This window comes from Tenacibaculum litopenaei, from assembly GCF_964514025.1.
GTDB lineage: Bacteria > Bacteroidota > Bacteroidia > Flavobacteriales > Flavobacteriaceae > Polaribacter > Polaribacter litopenaei.
In genome coordinates this window covers 279,534-303,026 of record NZ_CAZEQT010000005.1, presented here as the reverse complement: position 1 = coordinate 303,026, position 23,493 = coordinate 279,534, and the positions used below count along the sequence as shown (strand labels likewise).

23 protein-coding genes and 2 pseudogenes are annotated in these 23,493 nt (G+C 36.3%); 18 read left to right on the top strand and 7 right to left on the bottom strand.

Annotation, left to right across the window (positions count from 1 at the left end; translation table 11 throughout):
* Positions 1-530: 530 nt before the first annotated feature.
* A complete protein-coding gene (locus ACKTS5_RS08620; RefSeq protein WP_408043462.1) occupies positions 531-1,256 on the bottom strand; it encodes a DUF4294 domain-containing protein in 726 nt (241 codons plus the stop codon).
* A gap of 115 nt (positions 1,257-1,371) precedes the next feature.
* Between ACKTS5_RS08620 and fdhD the strand changes: the two genes are divergently transcribed.
* From fdhD to ACKTS5_RS08600, 4 genes are read left to right on the top strand one after another with little or no spacing between them, the layout of a single operon-like run.
* A complete protein-coding gene (fdhD, locus tag ACKTS5_RS08615) occupies positions 1,372-2,169 on the top strand; it encodes a formate dehydrogenase accessory sulfurtransferase FdhD (RefSeq protein WP_408043461.1) in 798 nt (265 codons plus the stop codon).
* A complete protein-coding gene (locus ACKTS5_RS08610; RefSeq protein ID WP_408043460.1) occupies positions 2,166-4,466 on the top strand; it encodes an FdhF/YdeP family oxidoreductase in 2,301 nt (766 codons plus the stop codon). Before fdhD ends, ACKTS5_RS08610 begins: the two co-directional genes overlap by 4 nt.
* Before the next feature lie 52 nt (positions 4,467-4,518).
* Complete coding sequence (locus ACKTS5_RS08605; RefSeq protein ID WP_408043459.1) at positions 4,519-5,154, top strand: SPOR domain-containing protein; 636 nt, start codon at positions 4,519-4,521, stop codon at positions 5,152-5,154.
* Between the two features lie 49 nt (positions 5,155-5,203).
* Positions 5,204-6,691 (top strand): hypothetical protein, encoded by a 1,488-nt coding sequence (locus tag ACKTS5_RS08600; RefSeq protein ID WP_408043458.1) that lies wholly within the window; start codon positions 5,204-5,206, stop codon positions 6,689-6,691.
* 75 nt (positions 6,692-6,766) lie between these two features.
* Here ACKTS5_RS08600 and ACKTS5_RS08595 read toward each other — a convergent pair whose 3' ends face one another.
* Entirely contained in the window at positions 6,767-7,063 is a 297-nt protein-coding gene (locus tag ACKTS5_RS08595) for a hypothetical protein (RefSeq protein ID WP_408043457.1), read from the bottom strand.
* A 105-nt stretch (positions 7,064-7,168) separates the two neighbouring features.
* Between ACKTS5_RS08595 and ACKTS5_RS08590 the strand changes: the two genes are divergently transcribed.
* From ACKTS5_RS08590 to ACKTS5_RS08570, 5 genes are all read left to right on the top strand, one after another.
* Positions 7,169-7,795 (top strand): NUDIX hydrolase, encoded by a 627-nt coding sequence (locus ACKTS5_RS08590; protein WP_408043456.1) that lies wholly within the window; start codon positions 7,169-7,171, stop codon positions 7,793-7,795.
* A 56-nt stretch (positions 7,796-7,851) separates the two neighbouring features.
* The gene (locus ACKTS5_RS08585; RefSeq protein WP_408043455.1) at positions 7,852-8,655 is read left to right on the top strand and encodes a lysophospholipid acyltransferase family protein; all 804 of its coding nucleotides are present in this window, start codon (positions 7,852-7,854) and stop codon (positions 8,653-8,655) included.
* Positions 8,656-8,679: 24 nt separating this feature from the next.
* Positions 8,680-9,768 carry a M42 family metallopeptidase gene (locus ACKTS5_RS08580; protein ID WP_408043454.1) on the top strand — a complete coding sequence of 363 codons (1,089 nt, stop codon included), beginning with the start codon at positions 8,680-8,682 and terminating at the stop codon, positions 9,766-9,768.
* A 63-nt stretch (positions 9,769-9,831) separates the two neighbouring features.
* On the top strand, positions 9,832-10,221 hold the full coding sequence (locus tag ACKTS5_RS08575) for a VOC family protein (RefSeq protein ID WP_408043453.1): 390 nt from the start codon (positions 9,832-9,834) through the stop codon (positions 10,219-10,221).
* Positions 10,221-10,769, top strand: a complete 549-nt coding sequence (locus tag ACKTS5_RS08570) for an NUDIX hydrolase (protein ID WP_408043452.1) — start codon at positions 10,221-10,223, stop codon at positions 10,767-10,769. The genes ACKTS5_RS08575 and ACKTS5_RS08570 overlap by 1 nt, the downstream gene beginning before the upstream one ends.
* 41 nt (positions 10,770-10,810) lie before the next feature.
* Here ACKTS5_RS08570 and ACKTS5_RS08565 read toward each other — a convergent pair whose 3' ends face one another.
* The 4 genes from ACKTS5_RS08565 to ACKTS5_RS08550 all read right to left on the bottom strand — a co-directional run bounded on the left by ACKTS5_RS08565 (position 10,811) and on the right by ACKTS5_RS08550 (position 15,654).
* On the bottom strand, positions 10,811-12,499 hold the full coding sequence (locus ACKTS5_RS08565; protein ID WP_408043451.1) for a tetratricopeptide repeat-containing sensor histidine kinase: 1,689 nt from the start codon (positions 12,497-12,499) through the stop codon (positions 10,811-10,813).
* Positions 12,500-12,536: 37 nt separating this feature from the next.
* Positions 12,537-13,046, bottom strand: a complete 510-nt coding sequence (locus ACKTS5_RS08560; RefSeq protein WP_408043450.1) for a hypothetical protein — start codon at positions 13,044-13,046, stop codon at positions 12,537-12,539.
* 137 nt (positions 13,047-13,183) lie between these two features.
* Positions 13,184-13,795, bottom strand: a complete 612-nt coding sequence (locus ACKTS5_RS08555) for an alpha-ketoglutarate-dependent dioxygenase AlkB family protein (protein ID WP_408043449.1) — start codon at positions 13,793-13,795, stop codon at positions 13,184-13,186.
* Positions 13,796-14,796: 1,001 nt separating this feature from the next.
* Positions 14,797-15,654: a BAR domain-containing protein gene (locus ACKTS5_RS08550; protein WP_408043448.1), complete on the bottom strand. Its 858-nt coding sequence runs from the start codon at positions 15,652-15,654 to the stop codon at positions 14,797-14,799.
* A 476-nt stretch (positions 15,655-16,130) separates the two neighbouring features.
* Between ACKTS5_RS08550 and ACKTS5_RS08545 the strand changes: the two genes are divergently transcribed.
* The 5 genes and pseudogenes from ACKTS5_RS08545 (at position 16,131) to ACKTS5_RS08525 (ending at position 19,978) form a co-directional block, all read left to right on the top strand.
* Entirely contained in the window at positions 16,131-16,283 is a 153-nt protein-coding gene (locus ACKTS5_RS08545) for a hypothetical protein (protein WP_408043447.1), read from the top strand.
* Positions 16,284-16,816: 533 nt separating this feature from the next.
* Positions 16,817-17,014, top strand: a complete 198-nt coding sequence (locus ACKTS5_RS08540) for a cold-shock protein (RefSeq protein WP_408043446.1) — start codon at positions 16,817-16,819, stop codon at positions 17,012-17,014.
* A gap of 266 nt (positions 17,015-17,280) precedes the next feature.
* Positions 17,281-18,289, top strand: a pseudogene (locus tag ACKTS5_RS08535) (DEAD/DEAH box helicase).
* Between the two features lie 11 nt (positions 18,290-18,300).
* Complete coding sequence (locus tag ACKTS5_RS08530) at positions 18,301-18,519, top strand: hypothetical protein (protein WP_408043445.1); 219 nt, start codon at positions 18,301-18,303, stop codon at positions 18,517-18,519.
* Positions 18,520-18,940: 421 nt separating this feature from the next.
* On the top strand, positions 18,941-19,978 hold the full coding sequence (locus ACKTS5_RS08525) for a helix-turn-helix domain-containing protein (RefSeq protein WP_408043444.1): 1,038 nt from the start codon (positions 18,941-18,943) through the stop codon (positions 19,976-19,978).
* Positions 19,979-20,049: 71 nt separating this feature from the next.
* On the opposite strand, the gene ACKTS5_RS08520 is transcribed toward ACKTS5_RS08525, so the two are convergent.
* The gene (locus ACKTS5_RS08520) at positions 20,050-20,676 is read right to left on the bottom strand and encodes an SOS response-associated peptidase family protein (RefSeq protein ID WP_408043443.1); all 627 of its coding nucleotides are present in this window, start codon (positions 20,674-20,676) and stop codon (positions 20,050-20,052) included.
* A 397-nt stretch (positions 20,677-21,073) separates the two neighbouring features.
* On the opposite strand from ACKTS5_RS08520, the gene ACKTS5_RS08515 reads away from it, so the two are divergent.
* From ACKTS5_RS08515 to ACKTS5_RS08500, 4 genes and pseudogenes are all read left to right on the top strand, one after another.
* Positions 21,074-21,577 (top strand): hypothetical protein, encoded by a 504-nt coding sequence (locus ACKTS5_RS08515; protein WP_408043442.1) that lies wholly within the window; start codon positions 21,074-21,076, stop codon positions 21,575-21,577.
* Between the two features lie 189 nt (positions 21,578-21,766).
* The gene (locus ACKTS5_RS08510) at positions 21,767-22,270 is read left to right on the top strand and encodes a Dps family protein (RefSeq protein WP_408043441.1); all 504 of its coding nucleotides are present in this window, start codon (positions 21,767-21,769) and stop codon (positions 22,268-22,270) included.
* 255 nt (positions 22,271-22,525) lie between these two features.
* A pseudogene (locus ACKTS5_RS08505) lies at positions 22,526-22,609 on the top strand (mechanosensitive ion channel family protein); the annotation flags it as partial.
* Between the two features lie 99 nt (positions 22,610-22,708).
* A complete protein-coding gene (locus tag ACKTS5_RS08500) occupies positions 22,709-23,353 on the top strand; it encodes a mechanosensitive ion channel family protein (RefSeq protein WP_408043440.1) in 645 nt (214 codons plus the stop codon).
* The last annotated feature ends 140 nt before the right edge of the window (positions 23,354-23,493 follow it).

Genomic DNA, 23,493 nt, shown 5'->3' with positions numbered 1-23,493 from the left:
ATTACGCTGTCAATTTCAATATTTTCAATGAACTTTGTTAACTCTCGTTAACCTCTTGTAGAAATGTTAGAATCGAACTAACTGATTTTTTTCAAACCTTTCCAAAATTTCTTAGATCGTGTCGCTCTCAAAAGCGGGTGCAAAACTAGAAAATACTTTTCGATTTTGCAAAACTTTTTTTAAAGTTTTTTTCTTCTTTTCACTAGCCAAACACTTTGTTTTTCTTGTGAAAATCGGACTGCAAAGATACTCACTTCTTTTTGACTTATACAAGTTTTTTCAAACTTATTTTTAATCTTTCCTTAACCTCTCTTTGCCACGATATTTTAATGAACTTTGCTACTTTTCAAACTTGCGTTTTTCCGTTAGCGGGTGCAAATATAGAAGCTCTTTTTGAATTGACAATGGGTTTACCTTACTATTTTTATCGTTTTTTGACACAGAAAAATAAGACACTAATAATCAAACGAATAACCCCTACCCTATTCATTTAAGCTACGACACCTCCACTAAAAGCAATTCCCAGTGTATCACTTTTTCTTCTTCTTCCTTCTTTTCTTTTGTTTTGCAAACATTCTTTTATACTCTTCAACATCAACAGTTCCCTTTTTGTCAGCAACAATTTCTAAGTAATTCATCTTTAACTTGGGTTCTTGAAACGGTAATGCTTCGTCAATATATGCTCTTTGCAAAATATCTTCTATCAAATAATCTTCATTCACCACAGCAGGATCGTACTTTATTTTAAGAGACAGCTTAAACAAGTTTGCCGTAGTATTATACCAAAAGGCTTTCCATCCGCTTCTCAAATCCTTAATGTTATTGTAAGCCGTTTTCCCGGTTTGTCTGTGAATTAGTTTCAGCAGCACCCTTCCTTCCGTCCTTGTCAATTTTTTCAAAGGATCGGTCAATTCCTTCTCTAAATACTTTTGAACTCGTTTCACATAGGCCCTTTTCTTTCTTTTCGATTTAATCCTGCTCAATCGCAAATGCAAGCTATCAATTCTTTTCGACGCCAGCACAGCGTATGGGTAGGCTTTAAACACCTTCCGCTTGAACCAAAAGTAATAATGGACATCTTTTTGTCCTGTAAACTTGTGTTTTGGCAACACAGCTACTTCTTTTAATTGTATCATCAAAGAGTCTCCGTCTTTAACCAGGTAATAATCCTCTACAAAACTGGGAATACTATCTCTTATTTGCGCATCCACAACACCACAAATCAACATAAAGGACAGTAACACTAAATTTCTCATGTAATTCGAATACTATAGTAAAATATCTTTTTCTAAAATCAGGCAATAAAGTTACTGATTTTAAAATTTCCCCAATTTCTTTTTTGTTTTATTTATTAGTTACCTTTGCTTTTCTATGAAACAGTTTCGAGTTTATCAATCATTGAAACACATTAATGAAACATCCTCTAGAATTGAGGATGCTACCGTTATTGAAGCTCCTCTGCAAATCAATATTAACAATGAAAGTTTTACCGTTGTGATGCGCACCCCAGGTAATGACGTTTCACTTATCAGAGGGTTACTCTATGCCGAAGATGTATATCGGTCCGATGCTACCTTAACTATCGAACAAATCGAAAGCACTGAGAATCATCACGATGTATACAATGTTACTATTCCGGCCTCAAGCCTCGGTAAAGGATATTTAACCAAAAGAAGTTTACTTTCTGTTTCTTCATGCGGAATATGCGGAAAACAAGAATTAGACAACCCGATGCCGTGTGACACGCCTTTAAAGAATTCACAACCATTAGAAGCTCGCCACATTCACGAATTATATCGTGTTATGCAGGCCGAACAAAACTTATTTAAAGATACGGGAGGATCACATGCATGCGCTATTTTTTCAGGTCAGCGAGAATTCTTGATTTGCCATGAAGACATAGGTCGTCATAATGCCGTCGATAAATGCATTGGAGGGCTACTTCAACAAGGTGTGTTGGCTGATGCCAAAATTATGATTGTTAGTGGACGTGTTTCTTATGAGATCGTAACCAAAGCTTTTTTTGCCAAAATTTCTATTATTATTGCCGTATCGGCATGTTCGAGTTTGGCTATCGATTTTGCCAAAGAATTTGGCATTTGCTTAATTGGTTTTTGCCGACAACCTAAAATGACTATCTACTCAAATCCTCAATACATACTACTATGAGTACACAGAAAAACACCAAGGCTCAACCGCCAGAAAAATTAACAGGTATCGAATTAACAGATATTCCTAAAAGTGCGGTAGGCACAAAGGCCATAGCCTCAGCACTGAATCACGTATTTACAGAAACCGGTGTGGCAAGAGGTATTGGACTATTAAAAAATTTAAACCAGACCTATGGCTTTGATTGTCCTGGATGCGCTTGGCCTGATCCAGACGAAAAACGTGCATTTTTAGCAGAGTACTGTGAAAATGGTGCCAAAGCCATTGCAGAAGAAGCTACTAAAAACAAGGTTAGTCCGATGTTTTTCAGTACTCATTCCGTGGATGAGCTTGCCGAACTTTCGGATTATGAAATTGGGAAAAGCGGTAGAATTACCCATCCCATGCTGTTACAACCAGGCGCTAGTCATTACGAAGAAATTTCGTGGGACGAGGCTTTTCAGTTGATTGGCGAGGAATTAAATTCTTTGAATTCACCCGACGAAGCCATCTTTTACACTTCTGGAAGAACGAGTAACGAAGCCGCCTACTTATACCAACTTTTTGTAAGGCAATTTGGGACTAACAATTTACCAGACTGCTCGAATATGTGTCATGAGAGTAGCGGTTCTGGACTCGCAGAAACCCTTGGTATCGGAAAAGGATCTGTAACCTTAGACGATTTTAATCACGCAGACCTGGTTATCGTGATGGGACAAAACCCGGGCACCAATCACCCGAGAATGCTCTCTGCATTAAGCGAAACGAAAAAGAACGGAGGAAAAATTATTACTGTAAACCCACTCCCAGAGGTGGGACTACTCAATTATAAAGATCCACAGAATCCCCTAAAATGGATAGGAAAAGGTCAAGATTTAACTGATTTATTTCTGCAAGTTAAGATAAACGGAGATGTTGCGCTACTTAAGATTATCCTGAAGTTAATGAAGGAAAAAGAGGAAGAACAACCCAACTCCGTGTTTAATCACGAATTTATACAAGAGTACACCGATGGATTCGAGGCTTTCATTGCCGACTTAGACAATTACACCATTGATGAGCTCTTACCTCAAACTGGATTAAAACTTCCGGAGATTAAAAAAGCTACGCAGTTAATAATGAATAATGACAATATTATTATCTGTTGGGCGATGGGGCTTACTCAGCATAAAAATGCTGTGGATAATATTCGAGAGGTTGTCAATTTGTTATTAGTTAAAGGTAGCATTGGTAAAAAAGGAGCTGGTACCTGTCCGGTTAGAGGACACTCCAATGTTCAGGGTGATCGTACCATGGGAATATGGGAAAAACCCAAAGAAGTATTTTTGCAAGCATTGGAAAAGGAGTTTGAATTTAACGCTCCAAGAAAACACGGTTATGACGTAGTACATGCCATCCAAGCGATGCACGCAGAGAAAGCCAAGGTATTTATTGGTATGGGCGGGAATTTTATTTCTGCTACTCCAGACACGGAGTACACCGCAGAGGCACTTCGCAATTGTTCACTAACGGTCCACGTGTCAACGAAACTCAACAGAAGTCATCTTATTCACGGAAAGCGCGCTCTGATACTGCCATGTTTAGGCCGATCTGAGCAAGATCACCAAGCTTCAGGACCACAATTTGTTTCCGTTGAAAACTCTATGGGTGTGGTACACCAATCATCGGGTCATTTAAGCCCTTGCTCTCCTGCCCTGCTCAGTGAGCCCGCCATCGTTGCTGGGATGGCAGCCGCCACCCTAAAAAACTCAAAGGTAAACTGGTCACATTTGGTCAGCAATTACGATTTTATTCGTGAAAAAATCGAAGCGACCATCGCAGGGTTTGACAACTACAACGAGCGCGTCCGACAAAAAGGAGGTTTTTACCTTCCGAATAATGCGAGAGCCAAGGATTTTAAACCAACACATACAGGAAAAGCCAATTTTACTATAAACCAACCTTCAGACATTGCACTTCAGGAAGGGGAATTTATTTTGATGACCATTCGAACTCATGACCAATACAACACCACTATATACGGACTAAACGATCGTTATCGCGGAGTGCTTAACGAACGTCGTGTTCTATTTATGAATAGTGAGGATATGAAAGACCTAGGATTATCAAAAATGGATTTGGTTGACTTGACTAGTCATTTCGAAGGTACCAAGCGAACCGCTGCTAAGTTTTTAGTTATTCCTTACAGTATTCCGAGACAATGTACTGCCACCTATTTTCCAGAAGCCAATGTTTTAGTGCCGATACGCAGCACAGCAAGGATCAGCAACACGCCTGCCTCAAAAGGAGTAGTGATTACCATAGCAAAACACAAATAAAAAAAGATTTGTATTTTAGTACGCAGAAATCAACTTATTAAATACAGGGGTTATGCCATTTATTGAAGAATCTAAGTATCAGCTCATGCAACAAGACATGGATGATACGAAGTTAAAATTAGAAGCTGCTGAGCGAGAAATCACAGAATTTGAAGAGCAATTTGCTCATCAAAAACAAAAATCGAGAACATTTATTATTCTCTTGGGAATATTCTTTGGTTTGGCCTGCGGTATTATCTTTTTAATGTTAAACGGAACAATTGGCACCACTGGAAAATCGGAAGCAAAAGAAATAAACATCACGGCTATCAAAGCCAAAGAAGCACAACGCGTCATTGACAGTTTACGCCGCTTGGAGCGCAGTAAAAAAGCAAAAACAGTAGACAATAACAGTTTAACTGCTACCAACATTGACTCCCAATCGGATAAGGTGCGTTCAAAAACCAATGGAAAAACTATTTACTCTGTTCAAATTGGCGTTTTTTCAAAATCAAAAAACCCAATGATCTCTTCTGATCTGACGGCTGGAATCATCGCTCCTGCTGACGGATATTTTAAGTATTCTGTGGGCTTGTTTACCACCTTAAAAGAAGCAAAAAATATGCGTCGAGAGTTAGTGAAAATTGGATTTGACGATGCCTTTGTCGCTTCTTATATCAACGGAAAAAGACAAAAAATTCACCATTAAAATTTAGATTTTAACCTTAATGTTAACAAACTTTTTAAAGAGAACACTCATGCTAGGATGTATCATGAGTGTTCATTTTTTTTACGCTCAACAATTAGTACCCAGCAAAAAAGAACAAAAGGCTTTTGCCCAAATTGATTTCTTACCAATAAAAATGCCTGGTAATGAAGTAGCCATGGATTATGCTGGAATTCACTACAACGCATTTCTGAACGACTGGAGTTATGCAGGACTCGGTTTTTACGGAGCTGTTGGAGGTATCAGAGGAGGCTTCTTTACCCTTGGAGTAAATCTGGGAGTACGTCATCATATCACCAAATCACTATTCGTAGACGGAGGAATCCACTTCGGAGGTGGTGGAGGCGCCGCAGCTCCTGACGGTGGTGGAGCTTTCATACTCCCCCATCTAAACTTGGGGTATGATTTTGGTAAGTTTTCTGCTACCGCTGGATATAGTTATGTGGATTTCTTTGACGGAGGTACTATTCAAAGCAGTCAGGTAAATGTAGCGGTGCAAATTCCCTTAAATTTCAGTCATGCTTCCCTTAAAAATCGAGAAATGCGCTTGGATGAGGCAACACTCACTGCATCTCCTTGGGGGCTGCTGGGTAAACGCGCTTCCCTCCTCGTTCACTTAAACAATTTAAGAGTAACCAAAGGAAGCTATACAGGTCGTACCATACGTCTTGCTGGTTTTGAATTCAATTCTTATTTTACCGATAACTTCTTTTATTTTATTAAAGCCGATGGAGCCTATCACGGGATACGTGCTGGTTATATGGACATCTTAGTCGGTGCAGGGTATCACCTTTCAATGAATAAAAATCGAACCAATCTCCTCGCTAAATTCGGGATAGGTGCTGGCGGTGGTGGCGGTGTCGATACCAAAGGTGGTTTTTTAATTTACCCAGACATTTCGCTTGAACAAAAAGTATACGACAATCTATACCTAAGTATCAATAAGGGGTATTTGATGAGTCCTGACAGTCATTTTGTTAGTTCTTCATACGGTATAGGGATGAAGTATTACGTTGATCAAGGAGGAAGTAAATCAAATCAAAAAGCCTTTTCAGAAGGTGTATTCAAAGGAATTGAGGTGATCGTAAAACACGATTATTACCCAGGAGCTCAGCGCGATCCTGGATACTCGCAAGACATGCATCAAATAGCCATGCAATTAAACTTCTTCTTTAACAAATACATTTACGGAGCCGGTCAGACTGCTTTTGCTAATTTCGGTGATGCCGGAGCATACGCAGAAGGAATTGTAGGTTTAGGAGTCAAAAGTCCGATGTTGTTAAACAACCGTGCATCTTTCTTTGCACAAGTTTTAGGAGGAGCTGCTGGTGGTGGTGGCATTAGTACCGGCCAAGGTTTGATATTTAAACCTAGTGTAGGGCTCAACTATGAAGTTTTCGATGCCTTAGCACTACGTGCGGGAGTTGGATATGTCAAAGCTAGAGGTGGTGCCTTAAACACTCACTTCTACAATTTTGGACTGAGCTATCGCTTTTCACTACTCAGCATGAAAAAATAGCCATTTCCAACATCATAAATCACAAAAAAACGCTCGTACTATCCAGGTCACGAGCGTTTTTCTATTTGTTTTGAACTATACTTCTATTATTTTTTCCTTTTTGCTGCTTGTACTAAAAACATAGGTATAGAGCCACATGAGTGTAAATGTCGGGATGACATCCAAGCCAGGCATGGCTTCTTCGATAAAGGAAATAGCCGCTGCTATTTTCCCTTTTCCTCCTTTGTACATCTTAGCCATTATCAAAGCCGATACCGGTGCCCAAACGATATCCGTGAACTCCGCTAGTACAGGAATCACAAAAGACAGGTATCCTATGGCATCCAGCAACAAACTGAATACCAGTTTAAGGTATTTGTTCTCTTTATTCATGTATTTTTGTTAGATTATTTACTGAGTAAGTTACAAATTTCGCGCCAAAAATAATTGTCGATTCCGACAGAATACAATAAGTTTGTTTTATAAGATATATTTTTAATGAAATTCAACGATTTTTTAGATCATTTAACCCATATCAAGAACAAAGAATTAGGAGGACTTGATGCTCAGTTTAAGTTGGCTCCTGCATTGAGAAAAAAGTACTCTGAATCAATGATTCGCTCCAAGTCGCCAAGGAGAGCTGCTGTTTTAGCACTGTTTTACCCTGATGAGACGCAAACCACTCGTTTTTTACTCACGGAGCGTGCCAGTTACAAGGGAACCCATTCAGCCCAAGTGAGTTTTCCGGGTGGAAAAACAGACCTTACAGATATAGATTTACAAGCTACGGCTTTACGAGAAACTGATGAAGAAGTCGGGTTAGTACCGAGTGAAATAACTGTTTTTAGACAATTGACAGATACCTACATCCCTCCTAGCAATTTCCTAGTGGCCCCTTTTATGGGCTATTGTACCAACAAACCTAGCTTTGTTCCGAATGAAGAAGTAGCGAACATCATTGAAGTTCCACTACTAGATTTGTTAGATGACCAATCTCTGACAAGCATGACAATGCAAACATCGTACATGGACAAAATTGAAGTACCTTGCTTTAAATTAAACGATTACATTGTTTGGGGAGCAACAGCCATGATGTTAGCAGAAATTAAAGACCTAATTAAGTAATGTCATCTTCATTTTCTTTTGTAATTTAGCATTACTAATAAAACTTAAGTTATATTATGCCCTTATTTAAAAGGAATCCTTTTGGTCATATTTTATGGATAAAAAAATGGCTCATCCGCATACTCGGTGTTATTTCACACGGACGTTACAGACGTTTTAATGAATTGCAAATCGAGGGGTCTGAAATTATCAGACAATTGCCAGAGCAGAACGTTTTATTCATCTCCAATCATCAAACCTACTTTGCTGATGTTGCGGCTATGTTTCACGTTTTTAATGCTGCTTTAAAAGGAAGAGTCGACAATATCAAAAATATTGGCTATATATGGCACCCGAAATTAAACGTTTATTATATCGCTGCTGGGGAAACAATGCGATCGGGATTGCTTCCGAAAATTTTTGCCTACACGGGTTCCGTTTCTATTGACAGAACTTGGCGTAGTGCTGGAAAGAATGTAAACAGACAAGTGAAGTTGTCAGATATTTCGAATATCGGTAAAGCGTTAAATGACGGTTGGGTAGTAACCTTTCCTCAAGGAACTACCACGGCTTTTAAACCGATTCGACGAGGAACGGCTCATATCATCAAAACCTACAAACCAGTGGTAGTACCTATTGTAATTGATGGATTCCGAAGGTCTTTTGATAAAAAAGGACTGCAAATCAAAAAGCGCAACGTATTGCAATCAATGATCATTAAAGATCCCTTAGACATCGACTATGACAACGAGAGTATTGAAAGTATCGTTGAAAAAATCGAGTACGCAATCGAGCAGCATCCATCATTTTTAAAGGTTTTAACCCCTGAGCAATTAAAAGAACAAGAAGAGCTTAACGAGAAGAGAAAATTCTGGAGCTAGTTCACCTAATAAAGAGATACAGTTATGGCGAAAGACACCATTTTAAACGAACAGTCATTAGACTTTTTAGAACGTTATTTAAACAACGCCTCTCCTACGGGATACGAATGGAGTGGTCAAGAAATATGGATGGATTATTTACGTCCTTACGTAGATGAATTCATTACCGACACTTATGGAAGTGCTGTTGGAGTGATTAATCCGGATGCTCCCTACAAAGTTGTCATTGAAGGGCATGCAGACGAGATTTCGTGGTATGTAAATTACATCACAGACAACGGATTGATATATGTGATCCGCAACGGAGGAAGTGATCATCAAATAGCACCGAGTAAAATCGTAGATATTCATACCAAGAATGGGATCGTTAAAGGAGTGTTTGGATGGCCAGCAATTCACACCCGTAACCGAGCAAAGGAGGAAGCTCCAAAACTCGACAACATCTTTATTGACTGCGGATGCTCAAGCAAGGAAGAAGTGGAAAAATTAGGGATTCACGTGGGCTGTGTTATCACATATCCTGATACCTTCCATGTATTAAATGGAGATAAATTTGTTTGCCGTGCCTTGGATAACCGTATGGGTGGATTCATGATTGCTGAAGTAGCGCGTTTACTTCACGAAAACAAAAAGGAATTACCTTTCGGACTTTATATTACCAATTCCGTTCAAGAAGAGATTGGTTTGCGCGGTGCAGAAATGATTACAGAAAGAATCAAGCCCAATGTAGCTATCGTAACAGACGTTACCCATGACACTACTACACCGATGATCGACAAGAAAAAAGAAGGTCATTTGGAAATGGGTAAAGGTCCTGTAATTGCCTATGCCCCAGCCGTTCAACAAAAACTTCGCGATTTAATTATCGATGCAGCCGAGGCTAATGCTATTCCTTTCCAACGATCAGCACTGTCAAGAGCGACCGGTACTGATACCGATGCTTTTGCCTACAGTAATGGAGGAGTTGCCTCAGCGTTGATATCACTACCATTGCGCTATATGCACACCACTGTTGAAATGGTACACCGAGAAGACGTCGAAAACGTTATTAAAATGATTTACCAGAGTCTTTTAAAAATAGAAGCTGGTGATGATTTTTCTTATTTTAAATAGTTAACCAATGAAAATGCTATCTCAAACACCTTCTTGTGATAGCATTTTTTATTTTCATTTATTATGAATACGAACTCCTTTTTAGGCCTTCGGACCACTATCTATAAAGTTTCAGATTTAAATACGGCAAAGCAATGGTACGAAAAGGCTTTTCAGTGCCCTCCCTATTTTGATGAAGACTACTATGTAGGATTTTCCGTTGGTGGCTATGAGTTAGGATTACAACCGAACACCGGAGCCAACTCCAAAGAATCCTCACACAATGTAGTGAGCTATTGGGGCTGCGACGCTATCCATGAAAAGTACGATTATCTGTTGAGTATTGGCGCAAAGCCACATGAAGCTCCTTTTGACGTCGGAGGAGGCATAATTACCGCCACTGTGCTTGATCCTTTTAACAATATACTAGGGCTTATTTACAACCCTCATTTTAACTCAGACATAGCAAATTAATGGATGAACTCATAGATATACTCGATGAACACGGTCGATATACCGGTAAAACTTGCTTAAAATCGGAAGCACATGCCAAAGGCTTTTTTCATCCAACCATACACGTTTGGATTTATACGCAAGAAGGGCAACTACTCCTACAAAAAAGATCCATGCAAAAAAAGGTTTTTCCTGGACTCTGGGACATCTCTGTAGCTGGACATATAGGAGCTGGCGAAGCCATTAAGACGGCCGCTGTACGAGAAATAAAGGAAGAAATTGACTTTGACATACCAGAAGAGGCCCTGTTAAAGATAGGTACCAGAAAGCACGAAGTTAAGCACCCAAATGGCATTATCGACAATGAATACCACCATGTCTTTATCGTTGAATTAACCGTGCCCATATCTCAATTAAACCGTCAAGTTTCAGAGGTAGATGCCTTAGAATTATTTGACTTGGACCTACTTTTACATACTGCTGATCACGAAAATATACTGCTACCGCAATATCAAGAATACTATGATTATGTGCATTCTAAAATTGAAGCACAAATAAAAAAGCGATAATCGGTAAGACTATCGCTTTTTTACTCTAGAGATGACTAGTGTTAAGAAGTTCGCGGGATTAGTATCGTGATAGTTGTCCCTTGACCTATTTCACTATCAAACAAAAGTTTTCCTAAATTCTTTTTTACTAAGGTTTGACATAACAACAACCCCAGTCCTACTCCTTCCGATCTATTAATTTTATCGATGGTAAGATCGTTTAGTGCATTTATTTTTTCTAACTGTTCAGGGGCAATCCCCATTCCAGAATCACGCACTGAAATAAACGCCGTTGACTCATCATGAATACCAGTAGCTACATGAATTTCTCCAGCACCTCCCATGTACTTTACTGAATTGTCAAGCAGGTTTCTCAGTACTATTTTTATGGATTCTTTGTCCACTACTACTAAGGCATTTTCCAAATGCTCCTGCATGGAAATAGCATTTGCCGCTAGTAGAGACTCATAATCATAGCAGACGTGTTGCACCAACGGACGCAATGCGTACTCCTTTGTTTCAAACAGCATCTGATTACTTTGTTCCAGAGACCAATGCAATACATTATTCAACAAACGGCTCGTACTATCGGTAACAGCAATCGCTGCATCAACAGTTGTTTTGGCCGCTTCCAAATCGCCATGGGTAATAGCTGTTTGCAAGGAAACCTGCTTCGCTTTGATCGTATTTATCGGTGATCTCAAATCGTGAGAAACCACTGAAAATAAATAGTCCTTCGTTTTATTTGCGAGGTTTAACGCTTCCTTTTGCTCCGATATCAGCTCGTGTTGATGCTTCAATTTACGATACAGATACACCAAAAAGCCAATAAACACCAACAAGCCAGAAGCTCCGATGATTAAACTGGTTTGCACCACTCTGTGTCGTTTAATTTTCTCATCCTGCAAGGCTATTTCTTGTTGCTTTTGTGCTACTGCCGATTTTTTATCTTTTTCGGTAAGCTCCCATACACGATCACGATTCCAAATTGAATCTTTCCATCGAATGAGTTCTTTATAATACCTGACGCTTTCCTTGTAATTTTTTGCATTGCCCTCAACAATTGCCATGTTATAAGCAGTATTTTGCTTTAACTCCAAGTCGGAGTACTTATTGGCTAACTGATAGGATTCTTTAAAAAGCTGTATTGCTTCATCATCTAAATACTGATTGTAATACAGATTTGCGAATTCCATTTTAGCCTGCAAAATTGCCGCGGTATCTGTAGGTTCAATAAGCTTTAAGCTTTTATTAAATTCAGTTTTAGCTGCCGGATATTGTTTTTGATGAAAATAGCACAATGCCAAATTGTGTAGCATGGCTCTCTTTTGGTTTGTCTTCCCTTCTGAGTACGCCTTTAACCAATAAGTTATGTTAGTTGTTGCCTCCTCGTATTTACGTAAACTAAAATTGACATTTCCTTCCAAATAGCATTTGGTATCGACATAACTAGAGTTATCCTCGATTTCGCTCAGTGATTGCAGGGCTTTTTTATAAAAACCTTTCGAGTAAGCACTGTACGCAAGAATACAATTTAAATAGTTTCTTTCCTCCTTGTTTTTGGTTATGCTCAAAGCTTGGTTGGCATATGTATAGCAAGAATCAAATTGCTGAGCGACATAAAACTTATGCGCTTTACTAAAAAAAGGAGAAGTACTGGTTTTACGAATACGTTCTCCCTTTTCAAATAAGGTTAATTTCCTCTCTCCCATACCGCTTTGAGCATACCCAGCTGTACTCATGATTATCATTAGCACAACGAGTATTTTAAATCTCAAAAGCTTTGTTTTATAAGGTTGGAGGTGGTACTTTCACAGGTGTCGTAATAGTACCTCTGTCCGTTTCCGGATCATCATTTTGCTCTCTTACATAAATCATATCAACAGGAGTAGTTCCTTCTGGCAATACGTAGCTAAATTTAATATAGTACAAATCGTAAAGCTCGCTTGTATTTTTCATATTAAATTCAATTCTAAAATCGCGACTCAAGTTTTCCTGAATTCCCCCTTCTCTGTTTTCAGTTTTTACAACAGCTACTCCGTAGTAGTTTAAATACAAAACATTTGACATCAAAGCTACTGAATTTACAACCTCAGGTCCGATAACAACAGGATTAAACTCTCCTGACGGAATATAAGCTAATGCTGTTACTGTAAAACCTGATTTCCCTTCAATTGTAGTAGCTTCAGCATTGACCAATGGCCCATCAGCTATTAAATTTTGAGGAATGTTGGTATCAAATGCTTGAAATGCGTCGAGCGTAATGTTCAACTGCTGAGTGTTTACCGCGTTTTCCATACTTTTTAGATATTTTTGGTTTAACGTTTGTCTCAAATTTACAATAAAAATTGAATTTGGTTTGCTAAGTAGTAGAGTTTAACGAAAAAAATCCAAAGTACCGAGTAAACGATACTAGCTTGGCCTTTCGGAGGCCATTATTTTTCGACAATGCTTCTAAATGTCAAATTAATACGGGGAGTCGTTACCTTTTTGGTCGGAGGTAGTCGGTGCAACCAGAAATCTTGTGTTTCATCTTTCATAACTAACAAAGATCCGTTTTGAAGTACCAAAGAAACCACTTGTTTGGTGTTTTTGTGTTTAAAGGCAAATTTACGTTCCGCTCCTAGCGTTAGTGATGCTATGGCTCCGTGTTTTTTTAAGTCCTTTTCGCCATCTGAATGCCAAGCCATTCCTTCCGAACCGTCGTGATAGAGGTTTAGTAAACAAGAGTTGTAGGTTTCATTGGTTTCCTTTTCTACTATTTTTTTTAACTCCAACAAGTCTTCTGTAAAAGGAAGTGCTGTTTTGGTCGTATTGGAGTATGAATACTCAAAAGCTTTGGAGGCATACCACGCAACTTTTCTTTTTGTCACCATCCTTTTACCAAAAATAATGGCTTCGTCATTTTTCCATTGAATAGTTTCCCACAGTTTTTGATAATAGTGTTCACAAGCCTCGTTGTCTAACACCAAACCGTAGTACAGTACTGTACCTTGTTCGGGCAACAAATTTTGAGGTTCTCTTTCAAATTGGGTAAATAAATCCATACGACTACTTTAAATCAAAGATAGCATTTCTGCTTGAGTTGCCGCTATCTATTTTGTATACTTCTACCGTAAAAATTCAAACTGAGTATGTTTGGTTTGGATAGGATGTTGCCATCTCATCCACTCAAAACCAGTTTAAAGAACCCAATCATCGATACTTATATGCGCTTCGGCTATAACTCCACAGCTCAACCGAGAAGGCGTTGTATCTTTGAAATGTCAATGAAACATAAAGTAAACGGCGCCGAACAGATAAGCCGTCCCTAAAAAGAAACATTGATCACTAAACAAAAGAAAACATCGAAAAAGAAAACAGGTAGCTCCTTCGTGAAACATAAAGTAAACAGTAGCACTGTCCCTAAAAAGAAACACGATTTTGAGTACAGCATTTGACTGTGGAAATGACTACGTTTTGCCTGAAATATTCCTCGTTATCTCTTCGCTCTGAATGGGTATAAGAAAAGTAGCATCGACCCAACAGCATTATCCTACTCAATGTCAAACTTGTTTGTTGTTAACACAACACCCTTTGTCTAAATATTCGCACTTTTACTCAATTATTTTACGATTTATCACTCAATCTTATCAGCTATTTCTCATACTAATCATTAATTGAAATTTCTTCAATAACGATCTCAGCCCTTCCCCTTCTGGCTACATTTTACATTCCATAATGTGCAAACCACAGCATTTTTCATAGAGAACTCCTCTTAATTTATTAGGTGTTTTTTTGGTGCCTAGCATTGACATTGTTGTTTTGTTTTTATAATTTTTGATTCATAAATCAAAAGAATCACTCAACGCTAACTACATCTACGCTTTTCAATTACTTGCTTGTCGTTGATTATTTTTGTTCAAAGAATGTTTCATTGTTATTGCCTAAGCAACAAGCTATATCAATGAGAAATGAATCTTAAGATTTCAATGCTCCCCTAAACTAGGTTACAAAAAAAACACCTCATAAAAGGTGTTCTTTTGTTTAGTATTAGATAAAAGCACAACTACTTTTTATCTTTTAATAATTTCTGAACTAGTGATTCAAGTTTTTTAATTTTCTTTGCCTGATCTTCAAGCTTTAATTGCTGTTTTATAAGCGCTGTTTTGCTTTCTTTTAATTCTTGAATTTCTTTTTCTTGTTCAATAGTGTATAGAGTCAGCTCCTCTATTTTTTGTAATAATTGGATTTGAAAGCTTCCGACATTCACCCCATTCTTCTTCATTTCCTTAGCTGATGCAATTTCTGGTAAATGCTTTTTTATTTTGATGTGCTTCTCAATTGACTTCAAGCTAGGTAAATCATAGCCTTCCTCAAAAACGAAATCTGCAGTTGGCGTATGGGTCACTTTCAATTCTTTAGACTCAATTTTACCCAAAACCGCCATGTTGTTTGTGAATTTTGTTTTACCGTCTTTTAGGATTCTCATAGTTGCACCCGTTGTGCTCCCATTAGGATAAAAATGAATTCCCGAGGCCGTATTCCCGGCAATTGTTGGAATCCCTGCGCCGTAGGTATTTCCCCACGATAGGTTATAACCATCTCTTATAACCATACTTCCATTGACATCTAAGCTTTCTTTAGGACTTGTTGTTCCAATTCCTACATTACCGTTCGTTCCAATAAAAACACGCCTAGCTCCATTGGAATATAAACTTAAATCTCCCGTTTTACTCCCGAGAGCAATTCCCGTAAACGTAAAATCTAAAAAACCTTTGTGGGTATTATTGTACCACTCAACTTTGTATGTCGGAGTTGTCGTCCCAATACCAACGTTTCCTGTAGGTTCTAGTTTATTGGTTTGAGCATTGGCCACAGAATTCATGCCTATCAAGGCGATGACAGCTATTTTTATAGTTTTCATAATAATTTAATTTAGTTTCTTTTCTCTATTTGCAACTTATTTGTACCACTTAAAATACCCCGTTCTAATTCAACAACGGTAACTAAATAATACATTCAGTTTACAGCCGACAAAAATAGAAATTCTTTGCATAGCACCTTGATCAAACGTTGCTTTTTTGAACTATCTAGGAAATTTCTGGCTTTAACACACTAAATTACCTTTAGCAAAAAATCTCTCCCCCCAATCATTACCAGCAAACAAAGCTAATCCCACGTATTTCCGATAAACATACAAGAAGCTAGCATTATGGGTTATCTAGGAGTCATGGTAATTTTGGAGGGATGCTTATAGTCCTCAATTTTTCGGCGTAAAAAGCGCTACAGCAATTTTACCATTTTCGTTAAGTAAGGAAAAACCTTACTTTTTTTACGGTTTTTTAAAAGTTTTCTTATTTAATTTCTCCTATGTTTGAGAAACTTTAAATACTAACCATTATGTTAAAAAACATTTCAAATATCGGTACTCCTTTAAACAAATCAGAACAACAAGAGATTAAAGGAGGCTTTCGTCTTATCGTATGTCATTCTTGTGAGCCTTTACCTCCAGGATATGCTTGTATGAATGATGTTATTTGCGGAGATATATAATCATTTTATGAATTACTCCTACTTATTAAGTAGGAGTTCATTTTACCCCTGTTATAGCGCATAGTTGATTTGAATCACAGATACATTCTAATACTGTTTCACTTTCTCTGTTTGCTGTTTTTCTGTGATTAGAAGCTATGCTACAAGCACATCTTTGCATCCACCTCATTTTTAGCATTATTAAAACCAGCTCAACCTCGCTAAGAATACCCTCAAACAATTATACATTTAAAGTTAATTTCAGAAAATGAAAAACTATTTCAAATAAAATCCATTATTCTCTTTAAATTTGAAAATAAACCTATATTTGCAACGTTCAAGTTGAACACCTTTTCAATTTTAGGGTAGTATTTAGTTTTTTTGAGTCTTATCTCTTCTTACCTGTTTTATTTCATTTTACTTTATTTTTTTAAGTGTTAAACATATTTTAACCGCATTACTTATTCTGTTGTTTTTTAGAAACAATTTAATTTAAAGCTATTGGTAGTTCTTCTTTAACAATACAAATATTTACAATTTAAAATTCAACCATCATGCAAGAAGGTACTGTAAAATTTTTCAATGACTCAAAAGGATTCGGGTTTATTACATCATCTCAATCAGGAGAAGAGATCTTTGTCCACACCACTGGTTTGATTGATGAAATCAAAGAAAACGATAAAGTCCAATTTTCTACAGAACAAGGAAGAAAAGGATTAAACGCTATTAATGTAGCTTTAGCAACCTATTAATCAAGCAAGTAACAAAAGACTATTTTCTAGTTATTTCAACTTAAAACACTACTTATCACAACATGAGGGCTGTGAAAAAGGGATGAAAACCTACAAACACCTGGGTATTCCTTTCTTCTATTTCGTACCCTGTACGTGTCTAAAAACAGTAGAAACTATTTCATAAGGTTCTTCAATAAAAGAACACTCCCCCTAAATTATCAATATTTTTTGATTACTTCTTTCTTATATTCTCAAAACATCAAGTATGAGTTAAGAAAAACTCAATCACTTTAGACCAAAAAAAGGCTAACATTAAAGCGAAAGGTTACAAACATCTTACCGAAATTCAAGATCGATCAATTGACCACATACTAAAGAAAAAAAACCTAATTGGAATTGCCTCTACTGGAACAGGAAAAACTGGAGCCTTTTTAATTCCAATTATTCAGCAAATTTTAACACATAGAAACACTTCTGCATTAGTTATAGTTCCTACGAGGGAACTGGCTCAACAAGTTCAAGATGAATCCCTTTCCTTAACAAAAGGACTTGACTTATACTCCTCTTACTTTATAGGAGGAATCAATATTAAAAAGGATATTTCAAAAGCTAAAAAGAAAAACCATCTAATAGTCGCTACTCCAGGAAGATTAAATGATCTAATCTATCGCAATGAAATCAATATTAAACACACGAGTATTTTAGTTCTAGATGAATTTGACAGAATGTTAGACATGGGCTTCATAAAAGATGTAAGCAAAATTTCTTCGGAAATGTCCAACCGAAATCAAACAGTTCTTTTTTCTGCAACCGTTGCAAAACAACAAGAAAAACTCATTAAAGAATTTACAGAAAATCCAATCCGAATAAATGCATCATCGGGTCTGAATTCTAGTGATAACGTTGACCAAGAAATCATTAAGGTGACTGAATCACAAAACAAGTTTGAACTACTCTTAAAACTACTCAATAAAAACCCTCTTGAAAAAATAATTCTCTTCGCAGAAACCAAAAGAACTGCTAATAAAATAAGTAAAAAACTCATAAAATCAGGTTTTCTCTCGGACGCAATACACGGTGGTAAATCACAAAATTATCGCAATAAAGTTATTTAAGTCAGGAAAAACTAACATACTGGTTGCTACAGATATTACAGCACGAGGAATAGATATTGACAATGTATCACTTGTAATTAATTACCAAATCCCTATGAGCATGGACAGTTACATCCATCGAATTGGAAGAACAGGAAGAGCAGGAAAAACTGGGAAAGCATTCACTTTTATTAACTAATCGAAAAAACGATGTCAACAAAATCACAAATCACCTTCAATAAAAAACAAAAAGAAAAACTTAAAGCTCAAAAGAAGAAGCTGAAGTTAGAAAAACGTGAATCTAAAAAGAAACAAAACAAAACAGGATTAGAAATCAACTGGGCTATCGCTCCGAAAAACAACACGTTAACACCTATAGAAAAGGAGTTAAAAGAATCAAATAGGCTGAACCATTTAAGCAAGTCATAGCATACCGCTTTGCAATGGTTCGATATTTGGATTGAAAACGGATGCATACCTTAGTTGTTTTAGTAATAACAACCAACTCCGCCAAGACTTAACTGTAAAATTGAATGTTCAATTCTTTAGCTAAGTCTTTGGTATTTATAAAGCGCTTACTAATAAATAAACTAATCCTTCCTAGTTTAACTATAAACACCGAGTCCTGAAGATAAAAATAACCTCCGTACAAAATTAACAGGAACCAGCCCTCCTTATTTAGCAGTAAAAATGTTTAGTAAGTAAAATCAATAAGACTACTATTGTTTTTTATTTTTGATTACACTATTTTAATTTTGTAGAAAAGGAAAAATCAGTTGAAACCTCTTCATTTACTCTCTTAGACTTCTATGAGAGTTTTTAACTGAATGGATAAACCAATTTTAAATTAATGATTACTATAAATATTACGGCAAAAGATACCAAAGGAACTGTTCATCAAATTCAAGACACCATTGGTGGTACTATTACCGAAAACTGGGGCGAGTATGTTTTACATGTCAACAATGAAATTGCTTTTGGTACTATTTCCTTTATCATGTTCGAATGGGGAGGTAGTCTTTTAGAATATAATATTACTTTTTTTGAGGATATCAAATTGGTCATGGACACCTCTGAATTCAACCCTATACATTTCACGTATACAACGGAAGGTCACTGTTTTCACAAATTTGAATTAGAAGACAAAAAAAGAAAACTGGAACAATTTCAGTCCGTTATCATAACAAGTAAAGACGGAGGCTATAATTATGGGTATTTTGACAAGAATGTAAAAATACACATCAACGTCATTCAGGTGAGCAGAGTAAAATTTATAAAAAAGAGACTCAATGACGCATCTGTATTAAACCAAAAGTTGTACGAAGTATTCCATGATCAACATCATGAAAGAGTATTTGCTTATTACGGAACCTATAATTTAAAACTAGCCAATCTCATTAAACAGTTAAACGCCATTAAACAAAAAGGGATTATTCGTATTATGATGAAAGAAGGTATCGTTTATCAAATTTTATCAGCTCACATGGTACAACACAATAGAGATGTAAATAAGAAAAAAGAACCCACTACTTCCCTTCTAAAAAAAGAAATAAAACTCGTCCGAAAAATTGCCAATAAGATATCAAAAAATGTATCTGAAGATTATAATGTTGAGGACATAGCTAATGAGTTAGGGATTCCCCAAGCAAAGTTACAAGAGGGATTTAAACTGTTATTTTCCAGAACCGTAATAGAATACATTAGGCATGTCCGTTTAGAAAAAGCTAGAGAACTATTGAATAGCACAGATTATAATATTTCTCAAGTAGTATATTCTATTGGCTTTAGTAGCCGAAGTTATTTTTCTAAAATTTTTAAAAGAAAATACGGTATTAGTCCAAGTGAGTTTTTAAAAAATAAACAAGAATCGAAGATAAAACTCAGTTAATTTTCTAAAAAATATCACCAGAAAATAATAAACGACCTTTTTGACCGTATCTTAAAAATACATGCCTTCATTTAGGAAGCTATTTTCTGTATATCGAACTTTGTCTCATAGGGTTTTGAAATCAAATAATCAATTTCTTCTTTGGTGGACTCCGTATTCAGCCAAATTCTTTTAAATACATCAGGAATCTGCAATGGCATTGTTTCGTGCAAATTATTTATAGAATTTAGTTGTTCACTGGGATTGACACTAATAATTGAACATGTGTAAAAACCATCACGAGTATAGTTGTATACACCCGCGAGATAAAAAGGTTTCCTATCTGGTTTTTCTACTAAGTACTTCTCTACTGTATTTGAACGTAGCTCATAGGTATAAAAACCTGTTACGACCACCAAACACCTTCTTTTAAGCAAGGCATCTCTATACAAAACACTGTTATCAATCTCATTAGCCCTAACATAGAGAGTGGATTTTAAACGTTGAAATTTACGCCAAGACTCTTCATACATTTGCGGTAAAGCTCCCCAAATTCCAAAAGAAATTTCCAGTGGAGTTTCCATTAGTAGGATATTAATGTTTTGCTCTTTTAAGCCATCAATTTTCCGTCTTGGCCTATAAAGTTTTGGATATCTCAGTTTTGATCCCGTGAAATCTTCTATTAAAGACTTACTTGCCAGATTTGATAATTTATACATTTTAAAAACTATTATTATTTAGGTAATACAAAATTAGCCTCTCGAATTAAAACATTTTAACGCTACAAGGATACATATTAACTCATATCATATAACCTTACACAGTTTCTTATACATCTACTTATTAAAATATTGGTCAAATACATTCTTGACCCTATCTATAGATTATTTGTACTATTTCCATAAAAAAAGCCAAACACCGAGTTATAGTTCAACAAATTAACATTTTTAGACAGTCTTTTTATTAAATGAGCAAAGATCTACACTAAATGAGTCAAAACACCATCTAGAATCTCTCTAATTTTGTAATGAGTTTATACTTAAGCTCAACTCTATCAGATGTTAATAAAGTACGCATCTTAATAAAGAAGTTACTTGTAACTAAAACATAAACCTCATGAAAAATTTAATTATTGGTTTGGCTATTTTAATTCCAACCGCATTAATATCCCAAGAAAATGCATCTAACAACGAGTACATCGAAACTACGTCCATTGAAAAAATCACAGCGCTGGAAGACGGAAAAATTACCACTAAAAAGGTGAAAATTGTCACTCGAGAGGAAGAAGCCGTGCTGTTTGATCCTCACCAAAAAAATGAATTAAACCAAGACCGGATTGCGTCTCCTATTGAAATTACCAAAGTGCTGATGACGGATAAAGATGAGGACAGCTATTACGATACGGTAGATAAGCTTGATATCGTTCTTGCTAAAGAAAAAACTGCACTTGATGGAGAGCCTATAGACACGATTAATCATCAAGCAGTTCAAACCATTGAAACCAATCGTCTTAATCTTACCGGTGAAGGATACTTTAACGAACAAGGAGACTATCTCTTGATCTATTTTGATTCCGACGACCAAGAACAGAAAGTTCTTAAATTAAGTGATGTTTTCTAATCCTCGGTTACACTCCACTTCCAAAAACAACAAGCAAATAGCCTTTTTTGAAACCATTGAATTCAACAAAATTAACGCTATAGGCACATAGGAAATGAGCTAATAACTCTAGGAAAAGAGCAAAGGTAAGCACCTACATACAGGTACTTTTGCCTTGCAACAAATTATTAACTTTTAATAAAGCAAATTATGACATACTTAAATATAAACGAAGAAAACACCTTATTAGTAGCGAAAGAATTAAACCAATTATTAGCGGATTACCACGTTTACTATCAAAAATTGAGAAATTTCCATTGGAATATTGTCGGTAAAAACTTCTTTGAATTGCACGAAAAGTTCGAACAAATGTATACCGATGCCAGAACCAAAATCGATGAGATCGCAGAAAGAATCTTAACCTTACAGTATCACCCTGTGAGCCGATATAGTAGGTATTTAAAAATATCATCTATCACGGAGGAAACTCCTTTCCAAACCGATACTGATATGGTAAAAATTTTATTAGACGACCATAAAACACTGTTAAAACAAATGCACAGCGTTGTAAAAAAAGCCAATGAAGTGGAAGACGAAGGGACCTTAGATCTTATAGGAAAATACATTGGTGAATTAGAAAAAAACAGCTGGATGTTAAACGCCTGGAATACAAACACAGAAGCTCAATTAAAGGAAGACATCATTCTGTCCTAACGAGAATAACAGCTAAAAATATGCATAGCGTAGGTTTAGCAATACCTTCATAAGGTCAGGCTATTCTTGTCAAATTCGTTTAAGAGCAGGAAATAAATTTTCAATTAAACTACTTACAACACAAGCTGCCTTTTATGAAGAGCAGCATACGAAAGTAAAAATCACCAATTAAACACCACAGGCATCAAACACATGAATTTTAAAGACACCCTAAATAAGTTACATCAAGCTTTACTCAACCATTGAAATGAACTTATCGAACAAGTTCCCAAATTAATAACAGCTATTATAATTCTTAGTATAGGTTTTTTACTAGCTAACTTCATCTCGTCTCTTTTCAAAAAGACAATTTCAATCAGAACACAAGACCCTTTAATTATTAATTTTTTAACTAAAACGGTCAAACTATCATTAATTACGATTCTAATACTATTTGCTTTGAAAATTGCAGGTTTGGGCTCAATTGCTACCGGATTAATTACTGCGGCAGGTGCCTCTGCTGTAATTATTGGATTCGCTTTTAAAAACATTGGTGAGAACTTTATTTCTGGAGTGATACTATCATTCAACAAGCCCTTTTACATTAATGATACCGTAATGATTGGAGATATTTTTGGTAAAGTCAAAAACATTGAATTTAGATATACTAAGTTAAAAACTTTTGACGGTCGAGATGTTTACATTCCCAATAGCGATATTATCAAAAATGCTGTTTACAATTACACTGAAGACGGTTTTTTCAGATCGGATTTTATCGTAGGAATAGACTATAATGACGACATAGACATCGCAAAAAAACTCATTATTAATGCAGTGACAAACACAAAAGGTGTCGTCAACACGAACAGTCATCAATGTTTTGTAACAGTCGACGCATTAGGAGTTAGTACTGTTGATTTAAAAGTACTATTCTGGACTAAAACAAAAGAATACAAACGTGCGGCTTCCGAAATTAAGAGTGATGTTATTAAAAACGTGAAAAACACATTGACTAACAGCGGAATTTCTATGCCTGCCGATATTAAAGAAATTAAATTCTATGATTCGAATAAAAACATTGCTGACACTTTAAGAAAGGTATAGTATACAGCTTTTGTAAAAATACCTCTACTCACAATTAATTAGAATTATATGATACGCTTTCAAACAAATAATAAACCTATAACTAAAGTAGTCACTAAACTAGAGTCTTGGTGGGAAAACTTCGTAAACAACATTCCGAA

Coding starts and splice junctions, on each gene's coding strand:
- ACKTS5_RS08620 (WP_408043462.1), bottom strand. CDS start 1,256: ATGAGAAATTTAGTGTTACTGTCCTTTATGTTGATTTGTGGTGTTGTG.
- fdhD (WP_408043461.1), top strand. CDS start 1,372: ATGAAACAGTTTCGAGTTTATCAATCATTGAAACACATTAATGAAACA.
- ACKTS5_RS08610 (WP_408043460.1), top strand. CDS start 2,166: ATGAGTACACAGAAAAACACCAAGGCTCAACCGCCAGAAAAATTAACA.
- ACKTS5_RS08605 (WP_408043459.1), top strand. CDS start 4,519: ATGCCATTTATTGAAGAATCTAAGTATCAGCTCATGCAACAAGACATG.
- ACKTS5_RS08600 (WP_408043458.1), top strand. CDS start 5,204: ATGCTAGGATGTATCATGAGTGTTCATTTTTTTTACGCTCAACAATTA.
- ACKTS5_RS08595 (WP_408043457.1), bottom strand. CDS start 7,063: ATGAATAAAGAGAACAAATACCTTAAACTGGTATTCAGTTTGTTGCTG.
- ACKTS5_RS08590 (WP_408043456.1), top strand. CDS start 7,169: ATGAAATTCAACGATTTTTTAGATCATTTAACCCATATCAAGAACAAA.
- ACKTS5_RS08585 (WP_408043455.1), top strand. CDS start 7,852: ATGCCCTTATTTAAAAGGAATCCTTTTGGTCATATTTTATGGATAAAA.
- ACKTS5_RS08580 (WP_408043454.1), top strand. CDS start 8,680: ATGGCGAAAGACACCATTTTAAACGAACAGTCATTAGACTTTTTAGAA.
- ACKTS5_RS08575 (WP_408043453.1), top strand. CDS start 9,832: ATGAATACGAACTCCTTTTTAGGCCTTCGGACCACTATCTATAAAGTT.
- ACKTS5_RS08570 (WP_408043452.1), top strand. CDS start 10,221: ATGGATGAACTCATAGATATACTCGATGAACACGGTCGATATACCGGT.
- ACKTS5_RS08565 (WP_408043451.1), bottom strand. CDS start 12,499: ATGATAATCATGAGTACAGCTGGGTATGCTCAAAGCGGTATGGGAGAG.
- ACKTS5_RS08560 (WP_408043450.1), bottom strand. CDS start 13,046: ATGGAAAACGCGGTAAACACTCAGCAGTTGAACATTACGCTCGACGCA.
- ACKTS5_RS08555 (WP_408043449.1), bottom strand. CDS start 13,795: ATGGATTTATTTACCCAATTTGAAAGAGAACCTCAAAATTTGTTGCCC.
- ACKTS5_RS08550 (WP_408043448.1), bottom strand. CDS start 15,654: ATGAAAACTATAAAAATAGCTGTCATCGCCTTGATAGGCATGAATTCT.
- ACKTS5_RS08545 (WP_408043447.1), top strand. CDS start 16,131: ATGTTAAAAAACATTTCAAATATCGGTACTCCTTTAAACAAATCAGAA.
- ACKTS5_RS08540 (WP_408043446.1), top strand. CDS start 16,817: ATGCAAGAAGGTACTGTAAAATTTTTCAATGACTCAAAAGGATTCGGG.
- ACKTS5_RS08530 (WP_408043445.1), top strand. CDS start 18,301: ATGTCAACAAAATCACAAATCACCTTCAATAAAAAACAAAAAGAAAAA.
- ACKTS5_RS08525 (WP_408043444.1), top strand. CDS start 18,941: ATGATTACTATAAATATTACGGCAAAAGATACCAAAGGAACTGTTCAT.
- ACKTS5_RS08520 (WP_408043443.1), bottom strand. CDS start 20,676: ATGTATAAATTATCAAATCTGGCAAGTAAGTCTTTAATAGAAGATTTC.
- ACKTS5_RS08515 (WP_408043442.1), top strand. CDS start 21,074: ATGAAAAATTTAATTATTGGTTTGGCTATTTTAATTCCAACCGCATTA.
- ACKTS5_RS08510 (WP_408043441.1), top strand. CDS start 21,767: ATGACATACTTAAATATAAACGAAGAAAACACCTTATTAGTAGCGAAA.